Annotated in this window: 18 protein-coding genes; 6 read left to right on the top strand and 12 right to left on the bottom strand. The window is 60.6% G+C overall.

What is annotated here, in order from left to right; genetic code table 11:
- The first annotated feature begins 174 nt into the window (after nt 1–174).
- From AC07ZE_RS05690 to AC07ZE_RS05680, 3 genes are read left to right on the top strand one after another with little or no spacing between them, the layout of a single operon-like run.
- A complete protein-coding gene (locus AC07ZE_RS05690; RefSeq protein ID WP_207262197.1) occupies nt 175–1,665 on the top strand; it encodes a leucyl aminopeptidase in 1,491 nt (496 codons plus the stop codon).
- A gap of 58 nt (nt 1,666–1,723) precedes the next feature.
- A complete protein-coding gene (locus tag AC07ZE_RS05685) occupies nt 1,724–2,152 on the top strand; it encodes a DNA polymerase III subunit chi (protein ID WP_207262195.1) in 429 nt (142 codons plus the stop codon).
- A gap of 8 nt (nt 2,153–2,160) precedes the next feature.
- Nucleotides 2,161–2,550: a DNA polymerase III subunit chi gene (locus AC07ZE_RS05680; protein ID WP_207262194.1), complete on the top strand. Its 390-nt coding sequence runs from the start codon at nt 2,161–2,163 to the stop codon at nt 2,548–2,550.
- A gap of 58 nt (nt 2,551–2,608) precedes the next feature.
- On the opposite strand, the gene AC07ZE_RS05675 is transcribed toward AC07ZE_RS05680, so the two are convergent.
- Entirely contained in the window at nt 2,609–3,376 is a 768-nt protein-coding gene (locus AC07ZE_RS05675) for a sulfite exporter TauE/SafE family protein (RefSeq protein WP_207267765.1), read from the bottom strand.
- A 177-nt stretch (nt 3,377–3,553) separates the two neighbouring features.
- On the opposite strand from AC07ZE_RS05675, the gene xseA reads away from it, so the two are divergent.
- Both xseA and AC07ZE_RS05665 read left to right on the top strand, forming a co-directional pair.
- Nucleotides 3,554–4,933: an exodeoxyribonuclease VII large subunit gene (gene xseA, locus AC07ZE_RS05670; RefSeq protein ID WP_095193764.1), complete on the top strand. Its 1,380-nt coding sequence runs from the start codon at nt 3,554–3,556 to the stop codon at nt 4,931–4,933.
- Between the two features lie 3 nt (nt 4,934–4,936).
- Entirely contained in the window at nt 4,937–5,758 is an 822-nt protein-coding gene (locus AC07ZE_RS05665) for a M23 family metallopeptidase (RefSeq protein WP_207262192.1), read from the top strand.
- A 22-nt stretch (nt 5,759–5,780) separates the two neighbouring features.
- Here the strand turns inward: AC07ZE_RS05665 and AC07ZE_RS05660 are convergent, their stop codons facing one another.
- Entirely contained in the window at nt 5,781–6,137 is a 357-nt protein-coding gene (locus tag AC07ZE_RS05660) for a hypothetical protein (RefSeq protein WP_207262190.1), read from the bottom strand.
- Between the two features lie 391 nt (nt 6,138–6,528).
- On the opposite strand from AC07ZE_RS05660, the gene leuA reads away from it, so the two are divergent.
- On the top strand, nt 6,529–8,208 hold the full coding sequence (gene leuA / locus AC07ZE_RS05655) for a 2-isopropylmalate synthase (RefSeq protein ID WP_137804808.1): 1,680 nt from the start codon (nt 6,529–6,531) through the stop codon (nt 8,206–8,208).
- Nucleotides 8,209–8,384: 176 nt separating this feature from the next.
- Here leuA and AC07ZE_RS05650 read toward each other — a convergent pair whose 3' ends face one another.
- The 10 genes from AC07ZE_RS05650 to rlmN form a co-directional block, all read right to left on the bottom strand.
- Entirely contained in the window at nt 8,385–9,176 is a 792-nt protein-coding gene (locus AC07ZE_RS05650) for an amidohydrolase (RefSeq protein ID WP_207262188.1), read from the bottom strand.
- A complete protein-coding gene (locus AC07ZE_RS05645) occupies nt 9,164–10,312 on the bottom strand; it encodes a pyridoxal phosphate-dependent aminotransferase (protein ID WP_207262186.1) in 1,149 nt (382 codons plus the stop codon). The genes AC07ZE_RS05650 and AC07ZE_RS05645 overlap by 13 nt, the downstream gene beginning before the upstream one ends.
- Nucleotides 10,313–10,538: 226 nt before the next feature.
- A complete protein-coding gene (gene der / locus AC07ZE_RS05640) occupies nt 10,539–12,008 on the bottom strand; it encodes a ribosome biogenesis GTPase Der (protein ID WP_095193769.1) in 1,470 nt (489 codons plus the stop codon).
- A 140-nt stretch (nt 12,009–12,148) separates the two neighbouring features.
- On the bottom strand, nt 12,149–13,300 hold the full coding sequence (gene bamB, locus AC07ZE_RS05635; protein ID WP_095193770.1) for an outer membrane protein assembly factor BamB: 1,152 nt from the start codon (nt 13,298–13,300) through the stop codon (nt 12,149–12,151).
- Nucleotides 13,293–13,934 carry a YfgM family protein gene (locus AC07ZE_RS05630; RefSeq protein WP_137804812.1) on the bottom strand — a complete coding sequence of 214 codons (642 nt, stop codon included), beginning with the start codon at nt 13,932–13,934 and terminating at the stop codon, nt 13,293–13,295. The genes bamB and AC07ZE_RS05630 overlap by 8 nt, the downstream gene beginning before the upstream one ends.
- 41 nt (nt 13,935–13,975) lie before the next feature.
- Nucleotides 13,976–15,265: a histidine--tRNA ligase gene (gene hisS, locus AC07ZE_RS05625; RefSeq protein ID WP_207262184.1), complete on the bottom strand. Its 1,290-nt coding sequence runs from the start codon at nt 15,263–15,265 to the stop codon at nt 13,976–13,978.
- A gap of 22 nt (nt 15,266–15,287) precedes the next feature.
- Nucleotides 15,288–16,397, bottom strand: coding sequence for a flavodoxin-dependent (E)-4-hydroxy-3-methylbut-2-enyl-diphosphate synthase (gene ispG / locus AC07ZE_RS05620; RefSeq protein WP_003185136.1), 1,110 nt, complete (start codon nt 16,395–16,397; stop codon nt 15,288–15,290).
- Between the two features lie 3 nt (nt 16,398–16,400).
- Nucleotides 16,401–17,432 (bottom strand): RodZ domain-containing protein, encoded by a 1,032-nt coding sequence (locus AC07ZE_RS05615; protein ID WP_207262182.1) that lies wholly within the window; start codon nt 17,430–17,432, stop codon nt 16,401–16,403.
- A complete protein-coding gene (gene pilW / locus AC07ZE_RS05610) occupies nt 17,432–18,190 on the bottom strand; it encodes a type IV pilus biogenesis/stability protein PilW (protein ID WP_207262180.1) in 759 nt (252 codons plus the stop codon). The genes AC07ZE_RS05615 and pilW overlap by 1 nt, the downstream gene beginning before the upstream one ends.
- 16 nt (nt 18,191–18,206) lie before the next feature.
- Entirely contained in the window at nt 18,207–19,352 is a 1,146-nt protein-coding gene (rlmN, locus tag AC07ZE_RS05605) for a dual-specificity RNA methyltransferase RlmN (RefSeq protein WP_095193775.1), read from the bottom strand.
- Between the last annotated feature and the right edge of the window lie 12 nt (nt 19,353–19,364).

The raw sequence follows: 19,364 nt of genomic DNA, 5'->3' as shown, positions 1-19,364 counted from the left end.
CGAGCGAACTCGCTCCTACATTCGTGCAACCGAGGGTTGTCAGGCGCTGGCAGCGAGGTTCAAACTGCGGCCTTCGTCGCCGGCCACTCCCGGCGCCTTTCCATATTTATAAGCAAGCGACGCACACCCGCTGTCGAGCGCTTGCGAGTTGACCATCAATTCAGGGACCCGGACATGGAACTGGTTGTAAAAAGCGTTAACCCGGAAACGTTGAAGACCGCCACGCTGGTCGTCGCCGTCGGTGAAGGCCGTAAGCTCGGTGCTGCAGCCAAGCAGCTCGACGAACTCAGCGGCGGCGCAATCAGCGCTGTGCTCAAGCGCGGCGACCTGGCCGGCAAGGTCGGTCAGAGCCTGCTGCTGCACAGTCTGCCGAACCTGAAAGCCGAGCGTGTGCTGCTGGTGGGCGTGGGCAAGGATGAAGAGCTGGGCGACCGCCCGTTCCGCAAAATCGTCGCCGGCGTACTCAACACCCTTAAAGGCCTGGGTGGCAGTGACGCGGTACTGGCCCTGGACGAAATCGTGGTCAAGGGCCGCGACAGCTACGGCAAGACCCGTCTGCTGGCCGAAACCCTGGTGGACGGCGAATACCAGTTCGACCAGTTCAAAAGCCAGAAAGCCGAACCGCGCGCCCTGAAGAAAATCACCCTGCTGACTATCAAGGCCGCCCAGGCTGAAGTGCAACGCGCCGTGACCCACGCCACCGCCATCGCCAACGGCATGGCTTTCACCCGCAATCTGGGCAACCTGCCGCCGAACATCTGCCACCCGACCTTCCTCGGTGAGCAGGCGAAAAACCTCGGCAAAGAGTTCAAGGATCTGAAAGTCGAAGTGCTCGACGAGAAGAAGATCAAGGCACTGGGCATGGGTTCGTTCTACGCCGTCGGCCAGGGCAGCGCCCAGCCGCCGCGCCTGATCGTCATGCAATACAACGGTGGCAAGAAATCCGAGAAGCCTTACGCACTGGTCGGCAAGGGCATCACCTTCGACACCGGTGGCATCAGCCTCAAGCCGGGTGCCGGCATGGATGAAATGAAGTACGACATGGGCGGCGCCGCCAGCGTGTTCGGTACGTTGCGTGCCGTGCTCGAACTGAAGCTGCCGATCAACCTGGTGTGCATCCTGGCCTGTGCCGAGAACATGCCGAGTGGTAATGCTTCGCGTCCTGGCGACATCGTCACCACCATGAGCGGCCAGACCGTGGAAATCCTCAACACTGACGCCGAAGGCCGTCTGGTGCTGTGCGATGCCCTGACCTACTCCGAACGCTTCAAGCCGCAAGCGGTAATCGACATCGCCACCCTGACCGGTGCCTGCGTCGTCGCCCTGGGTTCCCACACGTCGGGCCTGCTGGGCAACAACGACGAACTGATCGGTCAACTGTTGAGCGCCGGCCAGGCTGCCGACGACCGCGCCTGGCAACTGCCGCTGTTCGATGAGTATCAGGAACAGCTGGACAGCCCGTTCGCCGACATCGCCAATATCGGCGGCCCGAAAGCCGGCACCATCACCGCTGCGTGCTTCCTGTCGCGCTTCACCAAGAACCTGAACTGGGCTCACCTGGACATCGCCGGTACCGCATGGACCAGCGGCGGCAAGGACAAGGGCGCCACCGGCCGTCCAGTCCCCCTGCTGACCCAATACCTGCTGGACCGCGCCAAAGCCTGAAACCAATGATCCAGGGGGCGTTATCTTCGGGTAGCGCCGCCCTGGCTCAGGAACCGCAATGACCAAAGTCGACTTCTATATCCTGCCCAGCGCCGATCCCTCGGCTCGCCTGGATTTCGCCTGCAAGCTCACCGAAAAAGCCTGGCGCATGGGCCACCGCGTCTACCTGCATTGCAGTGATGCGGCTCAGCGCGACGACCTCGACGCTCGCCTGTGGGCGTTCAAGGGCGAAAGCTTCGTGCCCCACGGCCCCGCTGAAAGCGAACCGGACAGCTTGATCGTGCTGGGTTTTGGCGATGACTGCGGTCAGCACCAGGATTTGCTGGTCAACCTGGACCTGAAGGTCCCGGCCTTTGCCCAACGCTTCGCCCGCGTGGCGGAAGTGGTGGTCGAAGATCCGTTGATCCGCCAGGCCGCGCGGGAGAGTTTCCGTTTCTATCGCGAACAGGGCTATCCTCTGCAAGATCACCGTTTACAGCGACTCTGAGCATTCCGATGGACACTCCAAAACCGCTGCAAAAGTCCGCGCACTTGTTGGACGACCTTGAGTCGATCCGCCAATTGCTCGGCGATGAAAACCTGCAACCACCGCTGCTGACCGACACGGTCGAAGAAGGTGACCAGGAACAGATTCCCATGCTGTTCGACACCGTCAGCGAACCTGCACCAGCTGTCGAGCCGACACCTCCCAAGCCCGCCGCGGAACCGGCGCCGAGCGCCAGCAAGAACGCCGACGCCTTGCTGTACCTCGACACCGAATTGCGTGCCGCCGCGCAATTGATCATGCAAGACGTGATCGACGACTTCGCGCCGCACATCGAAACCGAAATCAAACGCCGCCTCAGCGCGCGGCTTGAGCGGTTGTTGAGTCAGTACAACGACTGAGGCACTTTACAAACAACGTTGTGGCGAGGGAGCGTGCTCCCCCGCCACACAGTCGTGTTCAGGTGCTCAGGTAACGCCCGATCAACGCAATCCCGCTCGCCAGCACCAGCCACGTTACCAGCCGCACGAAGGCCTCGCGCGACAGGCGCATGGTCAACCGCCGACCGACCCACAACCCCAACGCCATGGCCGGCAGCAGACACAGCGCCAGTACCAGCAACGGTAATTCGGCATACACCCCCGCGACCGCAAACAGGCTCAAACGCACCACCGTGCTGCAACTGATCAGCGCGCTCTGAGTCGCCCGGGCTTCATCCTTGGGCAGCCGACTGTTCAGATAGATCGCATACAAAAAACCGCCACTGCCAAACAACGCGCCGAACATCCCACCCACGGTGCCCATCGGCAACGCCCAAACAGCAGACAACTGCGCCGGACGGACTTTTATCCACAGGCTGTAGACTGCATACGCGCTGATAAACAACCCCATCAACAGCAGCAACAGGTCGGATTTCAGGTTCAGCAGAAAAATCACTCCAAGGGTGCAGCCCACCGCCATACAGGGCAGCAATCGCAGGAGCTCTGGTTTGGCCACGTCCCGTCGTGAAGGCAACAGATTGCCGAACGCCGCGATGAAATCCAGCAGCACCAGCAACGGCACGATTTTCGACAGTGGCATGAACACAATCAAAATCGGCCCGGCCACCAGCGCCGTACCGAACCCGGCAATGCCGAATACGATGTAAGCCAGGGCGATGCCCGCCCCGATGACCAGCCAGTCCACTGCGCCGAATGGCCATTGGTTCAACAACTCAGCCACACTCAATCCTCCTTGAATACCGCCGACGACTTTACCCCTGTGGGAGCGAGCCTGCTCGCGAATAAGGAATAACATTCAACATTGCAGCGACAGACATGCCGCCTTCGCGAGCGGGCTCGCTCCCACAAGGGATTTGTGCGGACTCATGGAGATTGTTCACCGAATGCCTTTAAACTGCGCCCCATGATTAAAGATCCCTTTGCAAGACTCGGCCTGGACCGCGAAGTCCTGACCGTCAGCCAGCTCAACGGCCGTGCGCGGGTGTTGCTTGAAGACGTGTTCAGCAACATCTGGGTCGAGGGCGAAATCTCCAACCTCGCCCGCCCGGCGTCCGGGCACGTGTACTTCACTCTCAAGGACAGCGGCGCCCAAGTGCGCTGCGCCCTCTTCCGGCAGAACGCCGCCCGGGTGCGCCAGGCGTTGAAGGACGGCCTGGCGGTCAAGGTGCGGGGCAAGGTTTCGCTGTTCGAGGGGCGCGGCGATTATCAGCTGATCCTCGACACCGTGGAGCCGGCCGGCGATGGTGCGCTGCGCCTGGCCTTCGATGCCTTGAAGGAAAAACTCAGCGCCGAAGGCCTGTTCAGCGCCGAACGCAAAGTGCCGCTACCGGCGCATCCGCAACGTATCGGCATCATCAGCTCGCCCACCGGCGCGGTGATTCGCGACATCATAAGCGTATTCCGCCGCCGCGCGCCGCAAGTGCAGCTGACGCTGATCCCTACTGCGGTACAGGGCCGCGAAGCCACTGCGCAGATTGTTCGCGCGCTGAAACTGGCGGACGCCCGCGGCTTCGATGCGTTGATCCTGGCCCGTGGCGGTGGCTCTCTGGAAGACCTCTGGTGCTTCAACGAGGAAGCCGTGGCCCGCGCCGTGGACGCCTGCGTAACGCCAATCGTCAGCGCCGTCGGCCATGAAACCGATGTATCGATCAGCGATTTCGTCGCCGACGTTCGCGCGCCCACACCTTCTGCCGCCGCCGAACTGCTGGCACCGGACTCCAGTGATCTGGTGCGTCGGGTCGAGAGCCTGCATCGTCGGCTGGTGATGCGCATGCGCGACCGCCTGATGCGTGATCGGCTGCGCCTGGAAGGTATCTCTCGCCGCCTGCGTCATCCGGGTGAACGCCTGCGGCAGCAAGCGCAGCGCCTGGACGATCTGGACATGCGCCTGCGCCGCGCCTTCGAGCGCAGCCTCAACACCCGGCGCGAACGACTGATCCGTCTGGAAACCCGGCTCGCCGGACAGCATCCAGGCCGGCAACTGGCGATGCTGCGGCAGCGCCTCGACAGCCTCGCCGAACGCTTGCCCCGCGCCATGCGCGAAGGTTTGAAAAGCCGTCGCCTGCAACTGCAAAGCCAGATGCAGACACTGCATGTGGTCAGCCCCCTGGCGACCCTCGGCCGTGGCTACAGCATTCTGCTGGACGAGCGCGGCAACGCGATCCGCAGCGCCGGGCAAACCCACACCGGCCAGCGCCTGAAAGCCAAACTGGGTGAAGGCGAACTGCAAGTGCGGGTCGAAGACAATCACCTGACGCCCGTCACTCTTTCTTTACTGGACTGATCCATGCCGCGCTTTTTTACTTCGCTTCTGTTGTTGTGCCTGACGTTCAACGTCCATGCCGATAGTTACATCACGCGCCTGTTGAACAAACCGGTGCCCGGCGGCGTGGCCGTGGTGGACCTGGGCGCCGCCGCGCAAGCGCCAAAAGCCAGTTATCAGGGCAAGCCGGTGCTGGTGGTCAAGGAACAGAACAACTGGCTGGCCATCGTCGGTATACCCCTGACGGTCAAGCCGGGTGCCCAATCCGTCAGCAGCGGCGGTCGTAGCCTGGGGTTCACCGTTGGTAACAAGAAATACCCGGAACAGCGCATCACGCTGAAAAACACGCAACAGGTCAATCCGGATCCGGACAATCTCAAGCGCATCGAGCGCGAACTGGCCGAGCAGATCGCTGCCTACCGCACGTTCAGTCCGAATACGCCAAGTAACGTGCTGCTGGATAAACCGGTGAACGGCCCGCTGTCGAGCAAGTTCGGCGTGCGCCGCTTCTTCAATGGTGAAGAGCGCAATCCTCACTCAGGCCTGGATTTCGCCGTGCCTGCCGGCACGCCGATCAAGACCCCGGCCGCCGGGAAGGTGATTCTGATCGGTAACTACTTCTTCAATGGCAATACGGTGTTTGTCGACCACGGCCAGGGCTTTATCAGCATGTTCTGCCACATGTCGAAGATCGATGTGAAGGTTGGGCAGCAAATGGCTCGCGGCGGTGTGGTCGGCAAGGTGGGGGCTACCGGCCGGGCGACGGGACCGCATATGCATTGGAACGTCAGCCTCAATGATGCCCGGGTGGATCCGGCGATTTTTATCGGGGCATTCCACCCCTGATCCTTTATATGGCTGATGCCGCCTATTCAGCGTCCAAGTCCTCGATCCCATGGACTTCCCGGTCTGCCAGACAATGCCTGACCCACTCTTGAGTCTCCGCGGAAAACCAGGTCAGCTCCTCTGCCGTGATCAACTCCCGCGCGCGCAACCCGAGCAGGTGCGAGCGCGCTTCATGGCGTGAAAACCTGAAGACGCCAAATGCCCAATACAGCTCTTTTTGCGCGGCTTTGAGCAATTCCTCGCTGGCTTCGATGCGTTCGTAAGGCGCGATACTCTTGTCCAGCACGATTTTTTCGACGTCGGTCATGATCCGGGTGCACATCCGCTCATGGGCCACCGGACGCAATGCGCAATACTGTTTCCAATCGGATTCGTTCATCGCCGTCTCCCGCTCGCCAGTCGAGGCTTTAAAGAAGAATAGCCCCGCAGCAAGCACCCTGCGCTCAAAACACTGATTGCGCATCGCTCAAACCTTGCGCAACCAACCTGAAGATCAGGCTCTTACAGAGCAATAAAATCTCGCTAAACAGACGCCGACGAGTATTCCTCTCAATTTTTTTCGACTGCTTGCCATCCTTTCCCCCCGCGGTTAGGGTTGAAGGCATGAAAACCTCTCACACCCTCATTCAGCGCCGTCAGCATCGCAGCTTGTGCCTTGTCAGTGCACGACTGCCGGGCTGAATCGTGGTGCCTCTTTTACGCTTTATCCCCAGAACATTTGATCCACCGGCAGGCCGCCTTTTTTCGGCCCACACAATAAGGATTTCCCGATGAGCATGCTCAAAGACCCGTCTTCGAAATACCGCGCATTCCCGACCATCGACATCCCGGACCGCACCTGGCCGTCGAAAACCATTACCGCCGCCCCGATCTGGTGCAGCTCCGACCTGCGTGACGGCAACCAGTCGCTGATCGAACCGATGGACGCCGTCAAGAAGCTGCGTTTCTGGAAGACCCTGGTACAGGTCGGCGTGAAGGAAATCGAAGCCTCGTTCCCGGCCGCTTCGCAAACCGACTTCGACTTCGTGCGCACCTTGATCGAAGGCGGCCACATTCCGGACGACACCACCATCCAGGTGCTGACCCAGGGCCGTGAAGACCTGATCGCGCGCACTTTCGAATCCCTGCGTGGGGCGAAGAAAGCCATCGTTCACCTGTACAACGCCACCTCCCCTTCTTTCCGCCGCATCGTCTTCAACCAGGACAAGGACGGAATCAAGGAAATCGCCGTGAGCGCGGCCAAGCTCTTCGTCAAGTACGCCGCCCAGCAGCCTGAAACCGAGTGGACCTTCGAGTACTCCCCGGAAACCTTCAGCGCCACCGAACTGGAGTTTGCCAAGGAAGTCTGCGACGCGGTGATCGAAGTCTGGAACCCGACACCCGAGCACAAGATGATCCTCAACCTGCCGGCCACTGTCGAATGCGCGACCCCGAACATCTATGCCGACCAGATCGAATGGTTCGGCCGTCACATCAACCGTCGTGACAGCGTGATCATCAGCCTGCACACCCACAACGACCGTGGTACTGGTGTTGCCGCCACCGAGCTGGGTCTGATGGCCGGCGCCGACCGCGTCGAAGGCTGCCTCTTCGGCAACGGCGAGCGCACCGGTAACGTCGACCTGGTGACCGTGGCCCTGAACATGTACACCCAGGGTCTTGACCCGCAACTGGACTTCTCCGACATCGACGGCGTGCGCAAGGTCGTCGAAGAGTGCAACCAGATCCAGGTTCACCCGCGTCATCCGTACGTCGGCGACCTGGTGCACACCGCATTCTCCGGCTCCCACCAGGATGCGATCCGCAAGGGCTTCGCCCAGCAGAAATCCGACGCCCTGTGGGAAGTGCCTTACCTGCCGATCGACCCGGCCGACATCGGCCGCAGCTACGAGGCGGTCATCCGCGTCAACAGCCAGTCGGGCAAGGGCGGTATTGCCTACCTGCTGGAACAGGAATACGGCATCAGCCTGCCGCGTCGCATGCAGATCGAGTTCAGCCAGGTCGTGCAGCGTGAAACCGATCGCCTGGGCCTGGAAATGACCGCCCAGCAAATTCATGCCCTGCTGCACAGCGAATACTTGCAGGCCAACACCCCGTACGCGCTGGTCAGCCATCGCCTGCAGGAAGAAAACGGCCACAGCGCCGTCGAAGTGGAAGTCGCCAGCAAAGGCCAGGGCGAAACCAACCTGCACTGGCGCGGCAAGGGCAACGGTGCCCTGGAAGCACTGGTGGCCGGTCTGCCGATTCCGGTGGAAATCATGGACTACAACGAACACGCCATCGGCGCGGGCACCAATGCCAAGGCTGCGGCCTACATTGAACTGCGTGTGAACGGTGAACGTGCGGTGCATGGCGTGGGTATCGATGAAAACATCACCACCGCCAGCTTCAAGGCCCTGTTCAGCGCGCTGAACCGCTCCCTGAGCCAGCCGGAAGCGAAAGCGGCGTAAGCCTTCGCTGCAATGCAAAAGGCCCCGGAGTGAAACCTCCGGGGCCTTTTTTTGACTGTTGGTTTTGTGCTGCCTGTTCTGGCCCTATCGCCAGCAGGCTGGCTCCCACAGGAGATCGATTTTCCAATGTGGGAGCCAGCCTGCTGGCGATGAGGTCCTGTCAGGCACCGCGAATATCAGGTGAACTCGAACGTATCCGCATCCAGGTTCGCCGGAAACCGCTGCCGGTAAGCCGCCAGTTCCGCCGCATCCAGCACCACCTTGAACACCCCATCCGCCTCCCCTGCGCTGAGCAATGTCTCGCCCTGGAAATCCAGCACCTGACTGTCACCGGTATAGGCAAAGCCTTTGCCGTCGGTGCCGACGCGGTTCACCGCTGCCACGTAGCACAGGTTCTCGATCGCCCGTGCCGGCAGCAACCGGTTCCAGTGCTGACGTCGAGCGCCCGGCCAATTGGCGGTATACAACAGCAGGTCGGTGTCCTGGGCATCGCGGCTCCACACCGGAAAACGCAGGTCATAGCAAATCAATGGTCGCACCCGCCAGCCCTTGAGCTCGAACTGCACCTGACGCTCGCCGGGGGTGTAGTGATTGTGCTCGCCGGCCATGCGGAACAGGTGCCGCTTGTCGTAGTGCAGCACCTCGCCGTCCGGCCGCGCCCACAACAGGCGATTACGATGACTGCCATCGGCGACCTGAATGATGACGCTACCGGTAATCACCGCATCGAGCTTCGCCGCCTGAGTCCGCAACCATTTGCTGGTGGGGCCGTTTTCCGCCTCGGCCAGCGTCTCGGACTCCATGGAGAAACCGGTGGTGAACATCTCCGGCAGGATGATCAGATCGGCACCGCGCGCCTGTTCGAGCAGCGGCTCGAAGTGCTCCAGATTGGCCTGGCGGTCGTGCCAGGCCAGGGTCGTCTGGATCAGCGCAACGGTCAGCTTCGACAATGCACTCAGATCACGCATAGTTTTTCCGCCGCTTCACGCAGGGTCTCCTCGCGCTTGGCAAAACACAGCCGCACAAGGCGCTGGCCTTCGGGCGGCGCCTGGTAAAACACCGAGATCGGAATGCTGGCGACGCCGTGTTCGCGGGTCATCCACAGTGCCATTTCGACATCATTGAGGTCCGGGCGGATCTGCGAGTAGTCGACCAACTGAAAATAAGTGCCCGCCACCCGGGTGAAACTGAAACGCGACGGTGCTAGCAGATCGCAGAACAAGTCGCGCTTGGCCTGATAAAAACCTGGCAATTCTTCGACGTGTTCCGGGTGCTCGGCCATGTAATCGGCCAGGGCATATTGCAGCGGGGTCACCCCGCAGAAACTGACGTACTGGTGCACCTTGCGCAGCTCGGCCGTCAGGGCGGGTGGCGCGACCACGTAGCCGGTTTTCCAGCCGGTGACGTGGTAGGTCTTGCCGAAGGAACTGACCACAAAAGCGCGCTGATACAGTTCTTCATGCGCCAGCACGCTGACGTGAGGCATGCCGTCGTACACCAGGTGTTCGTAGACTTCGTCGCTGATCACATAGATATCGCGATCGCGGATCAACGCCGCCAACTGATCCAGTTCGGCACGACTGATCAGCGCGCCGCTGGGGTTGTGCGGGGTATTGAGGATGATCATCCGCGTGCGCGGGCTCAGGGCTTCGGCGAGTTTCTCGAAGTCGATACTGAAATCCTTCACGCCCAATTGCACATGCACACAGCGCCCACCGGCCAGCTCCACCGAAGGTTCGTAACTGTCATAAGCCGGATCGAACACGATGACTTCATCACCGCTGTGGATAACCGCCTGAATGGCGCAGAAAATCGCCTGGGTCGCACCGGGAGTGACAGTCACCTCGTGATCGGCATCGACGTTGACGCCATAGCTACGGGTAATCTTCGCCGCAATCTGCTGACGCAGGGCCGGTAGGCCCGTCATGGGCGAGTACTGGTTGTGGCCACTGGCGATGTGCCGACCGACCGCGTCACGCAGGGCTTGCGGGCCGTCGAAATCGGGAAAACCCTGGGACAGATTAAGCGCCCCGGTCTGCGCCGCGAGCTGAGACATCTGAGTGAAGATAGTGATGCCGACATTCGGCAGCTTACTGGTGATCATCGGTGATTCCCTGCTCTACACCCGGCTCTAACGGCGGCGCGGGAGAGCCCGAGGATAGCCCATCCGGCGCCCATAAAAAAAGGGCGCCAAAAGCGCCCTTCTTCTCCACCGCCCCCGGTGGGAGCGAGCCTGCTCGCGAAGACGGTGTGTCAGTCGCCATAAACGTCGACTGACAGATTGCATTGGCGAGCAGGCTCGCTCCCACAGGGGTGAGGCAAGCTTTGAATCAGCGCTTGTCGCGGCGCTTCTTGTCGGCCTTCTTGTGGTGCGACATCAAGCGACGCTTCTTGTTGACCTGGCGGTCGGTCAGCGAGTTCTTGTTGCCTTCGTACGGGTTCTCGCCGCCTTTGAACTCGATGCGGATCGGCGTACCGACCAGCTTCAAGACACGGCGATACGTGTTTTCCAGATAACGCACGTAAGACTTCGGCACCTTCTCGATCTGGTTACCGTGAATCACGATGATCGGCGGGTTCGCACCACCCAGGTGGGCGTAACGCAGCTTGATCCGGCGGTTGTTGACCATCGGCGGCGCGTGCTCGCCAACCGCGTCTTCCAGGATCTGGGTCAGGCGGTTGGTCGGCCAGCGGGTGACCGCGGACTTGAACGAGTTCTGTACCGAGGCGTAGAGGTTGCCAACGCCAGTGCCGTGCAGTGCCGAGATGAAGTGGATGTCGGCGTAGTCAACGAAGAACAGTCGACGTTGCAGCTCGACCTTCACGAAGTCACGCTCGCTCGGCGTCATGCCGTCCCACTTGTTGATCGCGATGACCAGCGCACGACCCGACTCAATGGCAAAGCCCAGCAGGTTGAGGTCGTGATCCACCACGCCTTCGCGGGCGTCCATCACAAAGATCACCACGTTGGCGTCTTTGATGGCTTGCAGGGTTTTGACCACGGAGAACTTTTCAACTTCTTCGTGGATCTTGCCGCGCTTACGCACACCGGCGGTGTCGATCAGCGTGTACTTCTCGTCGTTACGCTCGAACGGGATGTAGATACTGTCGCGGGTGGTGCCGGGCTGGTCATACACGATCACCCGGTCTTCACCGAGCATGCGGTTGACCAGGGTCGACTTGCCGACGTTCGGCCGGCCGATGATGGCGATCTTGATCCCGTCTTTTTCGCTCGGGCCAGGAATGCGCTTGGCTTCCTCGCCTTCTGCAACGTCCTCTTCCTCGCCTTCTTCCAGCTCGTCTTCGTCTTTCGGGAATTCACTCAGTGCCGCTTCCAGCAGCTGGGTGATGCCGCGACCGTGGGCGCCGGCGATCGGGATCGCGTGGCCCATGCCCAACGGGGCGAATTCGGCGCGAGCCATTTCCGGGTCGATGTTGTCGACCTTGTTGGCCACCACGTGAGAACGCTTGTTACGTTTGCGCAAATGCTCGGCGATCATCTGGTCGGCGGCGGTGAAACCGGCCTTGGCATCTACCAGGAACAGCACTACATCCGCTTCTTCAATGGCCAGCAGCGACTGCTCGGCCATTTTTTCGTCCATACCATGCTCGTCACCGGAGATACCGCCGGTGTCGATCAGAATGTAGGAACGCCCTTGCCACTTGGCCTCACCGTACTGGCGATCACGGGTCAGACCGGACAAGTCGCCGACAATGGCGTCGCGAGTCCTGGTCAGGCGGTTGAACAAGGTGGACTTGCCGACGTTCGGTCGGCCCACCAGGGCGATTACGGGAACCATGCGGCTCTCCACTTCGTTATTTCAGAAAATACAAAAGCCGCTGCGAGGCAGCGGCTGGTGCTCGGGGCAGCGTATGCAAACGCTGCAAACCCCGAAAATCGGGGCCGCCTGGGGGGTTAACCCCAAGCATAGTCAAACCTTTACTTAATGGTCAGGGCTTCCAGTTTGCCGCTGTTGCCATAGACATAAATCGTGTCACCCACCACCAGCGGACGGGCACGCAGGCCGTCGCTGTCGATGCGTTCGCGGCCGACGAAACGACCGTCCACCTGACTCAGCAGGTGCAGGTAACCTTCCAGGTCACCGACTGCAACGTAGCTGGAGAACACTTCCGGGGCCGAGAGTTGACGGCGGGCCAGCGAATCGTTGCTCCACAGGGCAGTGGTGGAACGTTCGTCGACGCCTTCAACGGTGCCCGAAGACAGGCTCACGTAGACGCTGCCAAAACCCTGGGCGACACCGGCGTAGCTGGAAGCATCACGCTGCCACAGCTGCCGACCGCTTTGCAGGTCCAGCGCCGCAACGCGACCCTGGTAGCTCGCGACATAAATCGTTTCGCCGGACAGCAGCAGGCCGCCGTCGATGTCGACAACGCGCTCCAGCTCCGAACGGCCTTGCGGGATCGCTACACGCTGTTCCCAGACCGGCACGCCGTTGGAAATGTCGAGAGCGACCACTTTACCGGTCGACAGGCCAGCCACCGCGAGGCGGTTGGTGACGATCGGCGCGCTGGTACCACGCAGGGTCAATACGGCAGGCGTGCTGTCGTACAACCAGCGCTGGTTGCCGGTCGCGGCGTCCAGACCGATCAGACGATCGTCCTGGGTCTGAACCACAACCACATCGCCGTTGTTGGCCGGTGGTGCAAGAACTTCGCTGGACACGCGGGAGCGCCATTTCTCTTCGCCGCTGATGGCATCCAGGGCAACGATCTCACCCTTGGTCGTACCGACCGTCAGCAGACCGTAAGCGACGCCAACGGCGCCGGAAACAGGCAGTTCGAGATCTTTCTTCCACTTGACGTCGCCGTTGCTGCGATCCATCGCCATCACCACACCGGTTACATCGGCGGCATAGATGGTGCTGCCATCGATCGCCGGTACCAGCATGTTGTAGGTTTCGCCCTGACCGTCACCGATCGAACGACTCCACTGTTTTTGCAGAACCACTTCTTCCTTGAAATCGGTCAATTCGGCCGGTGGCAGTTCTTTCTTGCTGTTGCTGCTGCAACCCGCGGCCAGAATGGCCAAGGTCAGCAATGCTGCATGTTTCCAACGGATCACGTCACGCATCCCCTTTGGCCAGGTCATCCAGCTTGATTTGTAGGCCACCGACCGCCGCTTCATCCGACAGTGCCGCCTTGGCTTTTTGATACGCCGCGTGCGCTTCATCGGTACGGCCCAGCTGCACCAGCAGGTCGCCCTTGAGTTCTTCGCGAGTGGCCAGGAAAGCCTTGTCGGCATCGCCTTCGAGCAGTTTCAGGGCTTCATCGGCCTTGTTCTGCGCGCCCAGCACCTGCGCCAGGCGCTGACGGGCGATTTCGCCCAGTGCCGGGTTGGCCGGTTTGTCGGCAATGGCTTTCAGTTCGCTGGCCGCGTCATCCAGCTTGCCGCTGTCGACGGCGACTTTCGCCACGAACAGGCTGCCGTATTGCGCATAGGCGCTGCCGCCGAATTCGCTGTTGAGCTTGGCTGCGAGGTCCGAAACACGGGCCGCGTCAGGCTTGCCGTCAGGCGTCAGCGTGGTCTCCAGCAATTGCTGATAGAGCACCGAGGCGCCTTGCGACTGGTTGTTCTGATACTTCTGGAACGCCTGCCAGCCGAACACGATAACCAGCGCCAACAGGCCGCCAGTGACCAGGGGCTTACCGTTGCGTGACCACCATTCCTTCAAATCCGCCAGCTGTTCGTCTTCGGTACTCGACACCCCAATACTCCTTAATCGCTAAATCGGCTGTTAAGACAGCTTCAACCCTGCACGACGCAGGTGGCCAGGTGTGCAGCAAGCGCATCCCAGGCAATGCTTTGTTGTTCGCCCTGGCCACGCAGGGGTTTGAAACCTACCACTTGCTGGGCCATCTCGTCGTCACCGAGGATCAATGCATACAACGCACCGCTCTTGTCGGCTTTCTTGAACTGGCTTTTGAAGCTGCCGGCGCCGGCATTCACTTGCAGGCGCAGGTTGGGCAATTGATCACGCACACGCTCGGCCAGAGCCAGGCCGGCCAACTCGGCTTCTTCACCGAAGGCGCAGAGGTAGACGTCGACCTGACGGGAGATCTCTTGCGGGATCTGCTCGAGGGTTTCGAGCAGCAGGACCAGGCGTTCGATGCCCATGGCGAAACCGACACCCGCGGTCGGCTTGCCACCCATCTGCTCGACCAGGCCGTCGTAACGACCACCGGCACACACGGTGCCCTGGGCGCCCAGTTTGTCGGTGACCCACTCGAAAACGGTCTTGCTGTAGTAATCCAGCCCGCGAACCAGCTTCGGGTTGATCACGTAAGGAATGCCGGCAGCGTCCAGACGCGCCTTGAGGCCCTCGAAGTGCACGCGGGACTCTTCGTCGAGGTAATCGGCCATTTTCGGCGCATCGACCAGAATCGCCTGCGTCTCGGCGTTCTTGGTGTCCAGTACCCGCAATGGGTTGGTCTTCAGGCGACGCTGGCTGTCTTCATCCAGTTTGTCCAGGTGCCTGGAGAGAAACTCCACCAACGCTTCGCGGTAACGACCACGGGACTCGCTGGTACCCAGGCTGTTGAGCTCGAGCTTGACCGCATCACGGATGCCCAGTTCGCCCCACAGGCGCCAGGTCAACACGATCAGTTCAGCATCGATGTCCGGACCGTCGAGGTTGAACACCTCGACACCGATCTGGTGGAACTGGCGATAACGACCTTTCTGCGGCCGCTCGTGGCGGAACATCGGGCCGATGTACCAGAGTTTCTGCACCTGGCCACCACCAGTGATGCCGTGCTCGAGCACCGCACGCACGCACGCCGCGGTGCCTTCAGGACGCAAGGTCAGGGAATCGCCGTTGCGGTCGTCGAAGGTGTACATCTCTTTTTCGACGATATCGGTCACTTCACCAATGGAGCGTTTGAACAGCTCGGTGAACTCGACGATCGGCATGCGGATCTGCTTGTAACCGTAGTTATCCAGCAGACGCGAAACTTTGCCTTCGAAATGACGCCACAGCGGGGTCTGTTCGGGCAGGATATCGTTCATGCCACGAATGGCTTGCAGAGACTTGCTCACAAAATTTCCTTAATTCGTTCGATCAGCCGCGCGCGATAACGGCAGCGTCAGCTTCGACCTTTTCGGCCGCTTTCTGGCGGATCAAGCGTTCAAGCTCATCCACCAGATTGTCATTCGTCAGTTTCTGCGACGGCTTGCCGTCGATGTAAATCAGGTTTGGCGTGCCGCCGGTCAAGCCGATATGGGCTTCCTTGGCTTCACCCGGTCCGTTGACCACGCAACCGATGACTGCGACATCCAGCGGCACCAGCAGATCTTCGAGGCGCCCTTCCAGCTCGTTCATGGTCTTGACCACATCGAAGTTCTGCCGCGAGCAGCTCGGGCAGGCGATGAAGTTGATGCCACGGGAACGCAGGTGCAGGGATTTGAGAATGTCGTAGCCGACTTTCACTTCCTCGACCGGGTCGGCCGCCAACGAGATGCGAATAGTATCGCCAATCCCTTCGGCGAGCAGCATACCGAGGCCCACGGCGGATTTCACCGTGCCTGAACGCAAACCACCGGCTTCGGTGATGCCCAGGTGCAGCGGCTGGACGATTTCCTTGGCCAGCAGGCGGTAGGCTTCGACGGCCATGAACACGTCGGAGGCTTTCACGCTGACCTTGAAGTCCTGGAAATTCAGGCGTTCAAGGTGTTCGACATGGCGCAAGGCCGACTCGACCAGCGCAGCCGGGGTCGGCTCGCCGTATTTTTTTTGCAGATCTTTTTCCAGGGAGCCGGCGTTGACGCCGATGCGAATCGGAATGCCGCGATCACGGGCGGCATCGACCACGGCGCGTACGCGATCTTCACGACCGATGTTGCCCGGGTTGATTCGCAGGCAGTCGACACCCAGCTCGGCGACGCGCAACGCAATGCGGTAGTCGAAATGGATATCGGCCACCAATGGCACCTTGACCAGTTGCTTGATCTTGCCGAAGGCCTCGGCGGCGTCCATGTCCGGTACGGATACCCGCACGATATCGACGCCAGCCGCTTCCAGACGATTGATCTGCGCCACGGTGGCCGCGACATCGTTAGTGTCGCTGTTGGTCATGCTCTGCACAGCGATAGGCGCATCGCCGCCAACAGGCACGTTACCGACCCAGATCTTGCGCGATTCGCGACGTTTGATTGGAGATTCGCCGTGCATGACTTATTGACCCAACTTCAGGCGAGCAGTCTCGCCACTGGTGAACGGAGCTACATCGACCGACTGGCCGTTGTAGCTGACCTGCGCGCCACGGGCGAAGCCCAGGCGGACGGCAAACGGTGGCTTGCCACTGACGGAAAGGCTATCGCCCTTGCGCTTGAGACCACTGAACAACACCTTGCCGCTGCCATCGGTCACTTGCGTCCAGCAATCGGCGGTGAATTGCAGTTGAACCTGACCCTGGCCGGCCACCGGAGCCGCTGCCGCTGCCGGAGCTGGCGTCGCAGCCGCTTGCGCTGGAACGCTCGGGGCAATCGGTGCAGTGACTGTCGGGGCCGGTACGGCCGGAACAGCCGGGGCCGGAGTCGCAGGCGTCGCGACAACCGGAGCCGTACTGTGCGCCGGTGCCGCTGGCGCTACGGGTGCCGTCGCTTGAGCGTCAGCCGGCGCTTCAGCCGCGGTCTCGGCTGGCGGCAATGCCAGGGCGGTAGTGTTTTCAGCCTGACCTTCCGCGACAGCCTGGTCTTCCGGCTCGTCCAGCGGATGAATCTGGGTGGTGCCGTCGGCGCCTTCGACTTCCACGTGTTCAGGGCTCAGGCTGATCAGGTCCTTGGTGCGCAGCGAGGTTTGATCCTGCCACCAGACAAAACCACCACCAATCACCGCCACCAGCAGCAACAGGCTGACAACACGCAGGATGGTATGGGAAACCCGAACCGGTTCTTCGATACGACCCAGGCTATGCACGCTGCTGCCGTGGGAGTCGGTACCGGTGGATTGATCGAACTGCTGGACCAGAACGGCCTGGTCCATGCCGAGCAATTTGGCATAGGCGCGAATATAGCCGCGAGCAAAGGTGTGCCCAGGCAACTTGTCGAACTCGCCGGCTTCCAGATTGCTCAGGGAGTTGACGGTGAGGTTGAGCTTGAGAGCCACTTCGGCCAGCGACCAGCCATTGCTTTCGCGGGCCTGGCGCAGGGTCTCACCGGGATTAACGCGATTCGCTGCTACAACTTCGGGATGCGCCGCTTTCATCATTGCTCCGACAGGTATTGCTGATATTCCGGTGTACCGGGATAGAGTCGTTTTAATTGCAGGCCTGCACTTGCGGCCTTGTCGCGATCTTCAAACACTTTTGCCAGCCGAACGCCGAGCAATAGACTACGTGCATTTTGCTCGGCGAGCAGACTAAAACGATCGTAGTAGTCACGCGCGGGCACATAATGCCTGTCTTCGTAAGACAACTCAGCCATTTCCAGCAATGCGCGTGGTTGTTGGCGATTCAAACGCAGGGCTTTTTCCAGTTGCTGCTGGGCCAACTCCCGCTGGCCAAGCATCGAAGCGGTCATGCCCAGGTTCTCGAACACTCGCGAACGCTCAGGATACAGGGTATCGGCGGCGGCCTGCTCAAAGCGCCCGTAGGCTTCCTTGTAACGTTTTTGCTCGAAAAGAAAACTGCCGTAGTTATTGAGGATTCGCGCATCGGCGGGACGGAAAGACAGCGCCTTGCGAAAATGCTGGTCGGCCAGTTCCGGCTCCATCTCGGCCTGGAACACCAGCCCCAGCGCCGCGTTGGCGTCCGGGTCCGCATCATCCAGTTCCAGGGCTTTCTTCAATGGCACTTTTGCCCGTTCGGTCATGCCCTGCTGCAGATAACCGATGCCCAGCTGCACATACGCCTCACGCGCTTCGTCGCGGCCCTTGCTGGTCTTCATCGGGTTGTAATCGCCCGAAAGCACACAGCCAGCACAGAGGCTGGCCAATAGCAAAAGCAGCGCAAAGCGCAGGGACATAGAGATCCTCTCTTGGTTACTTATTCGCGGCGCTCGAAGCAATATCGTTCTCGGCGCTCAATTCACGCACCGCGATATAACGTTCGCTGCGACGGGTGCGATCCAGCACCTGCCCTACCAGTTGACCACAAGCGGCGTCGATGTCTTCACCACGGGTGGTGCGGACAGTGACGTTGAAACCGGCATGATGAAGCTGATCCTGGAACCGACGAATGGCGTTGTTGCTCGGCCGCTCGTACCCGGAGTGCGGGAACGGGTTGAAAGGAATCAGGTTGATCTTGCACGGGATGTTCTTGAGCAACTCGATCATCTCGACCGCGTGCTCGACCTTGTCGTTCACGTCCTTGAGCAAGGTGTACTCGATGGTCAGCACGCGCTTTTCGCCCAGGGACGACATGTAGCGCTGGCACGACTCGAGGAGCATCTTAAGCGGATACTTCTTGTTGATCGGCACCAATTGGTTACGCAATGCGTCATTCGGTGCGTGCAGGGACAACGCCAGGGAGACGTCGATGTGCTTGGACAGTTCATCGATCATCGGCACCACGCCCGAGGTGGACAGGGTTACGCGGCGCTTGGAAATGCCATAGCCCAGGTCATCCATCATCAGATGCATGGCGGCAATGACGTTGTCGAAGTTCAGCAGCGGCTCACCCATGCCCATCATCACCACGTTGGTGATGGCACGGTCGACGGTCGCCGGGACGCTGCCAAAGGATTTGTTGGCAATCCACACCTGGCCAATGACTTCGGCGGCGGTGAGGTTGCTGTTGAAGCCTTGCTTGCCGGTGGAGCAGAAACTGCAATCCAGGGCACAGCCTGCCTGGGACGAAACGCACAAGGTGCCGCGTTTGCCCTGGGGAATGTACACGGTCTCGACGCAGCTGCCGGACGCCACGCGCACCACCCACTTGCGGGTGCCGTCGCTGGAGATGTCCTCGCTGACCACTTCGGGGCCGCGAACTTCAGCAACAGCCTTGAGCTTTTCGCGCAAGGCCTTGCTGACGTTCGTCATGGCGTCGAAATCATCGACGCCAAAGTGGTGAATCCATTTCATTACCTGACCGGCACGGAAACGCTTCTCCCCGATTGAGTCGAAGAATTTTTCCATTTCCGACTGGGTGAGACCCAGCAGGTTGGTTTTAACAGTCGATGTAGTCATGGATTCACCTTC

The organism is Pseudomonas sp. GW101-3H06, from assembly GCF_059424605.1.
Note: the sequence above shows the minus strand (reverse complement) of the source record. Positions and strands in the feature narration are given on the sequence as shown.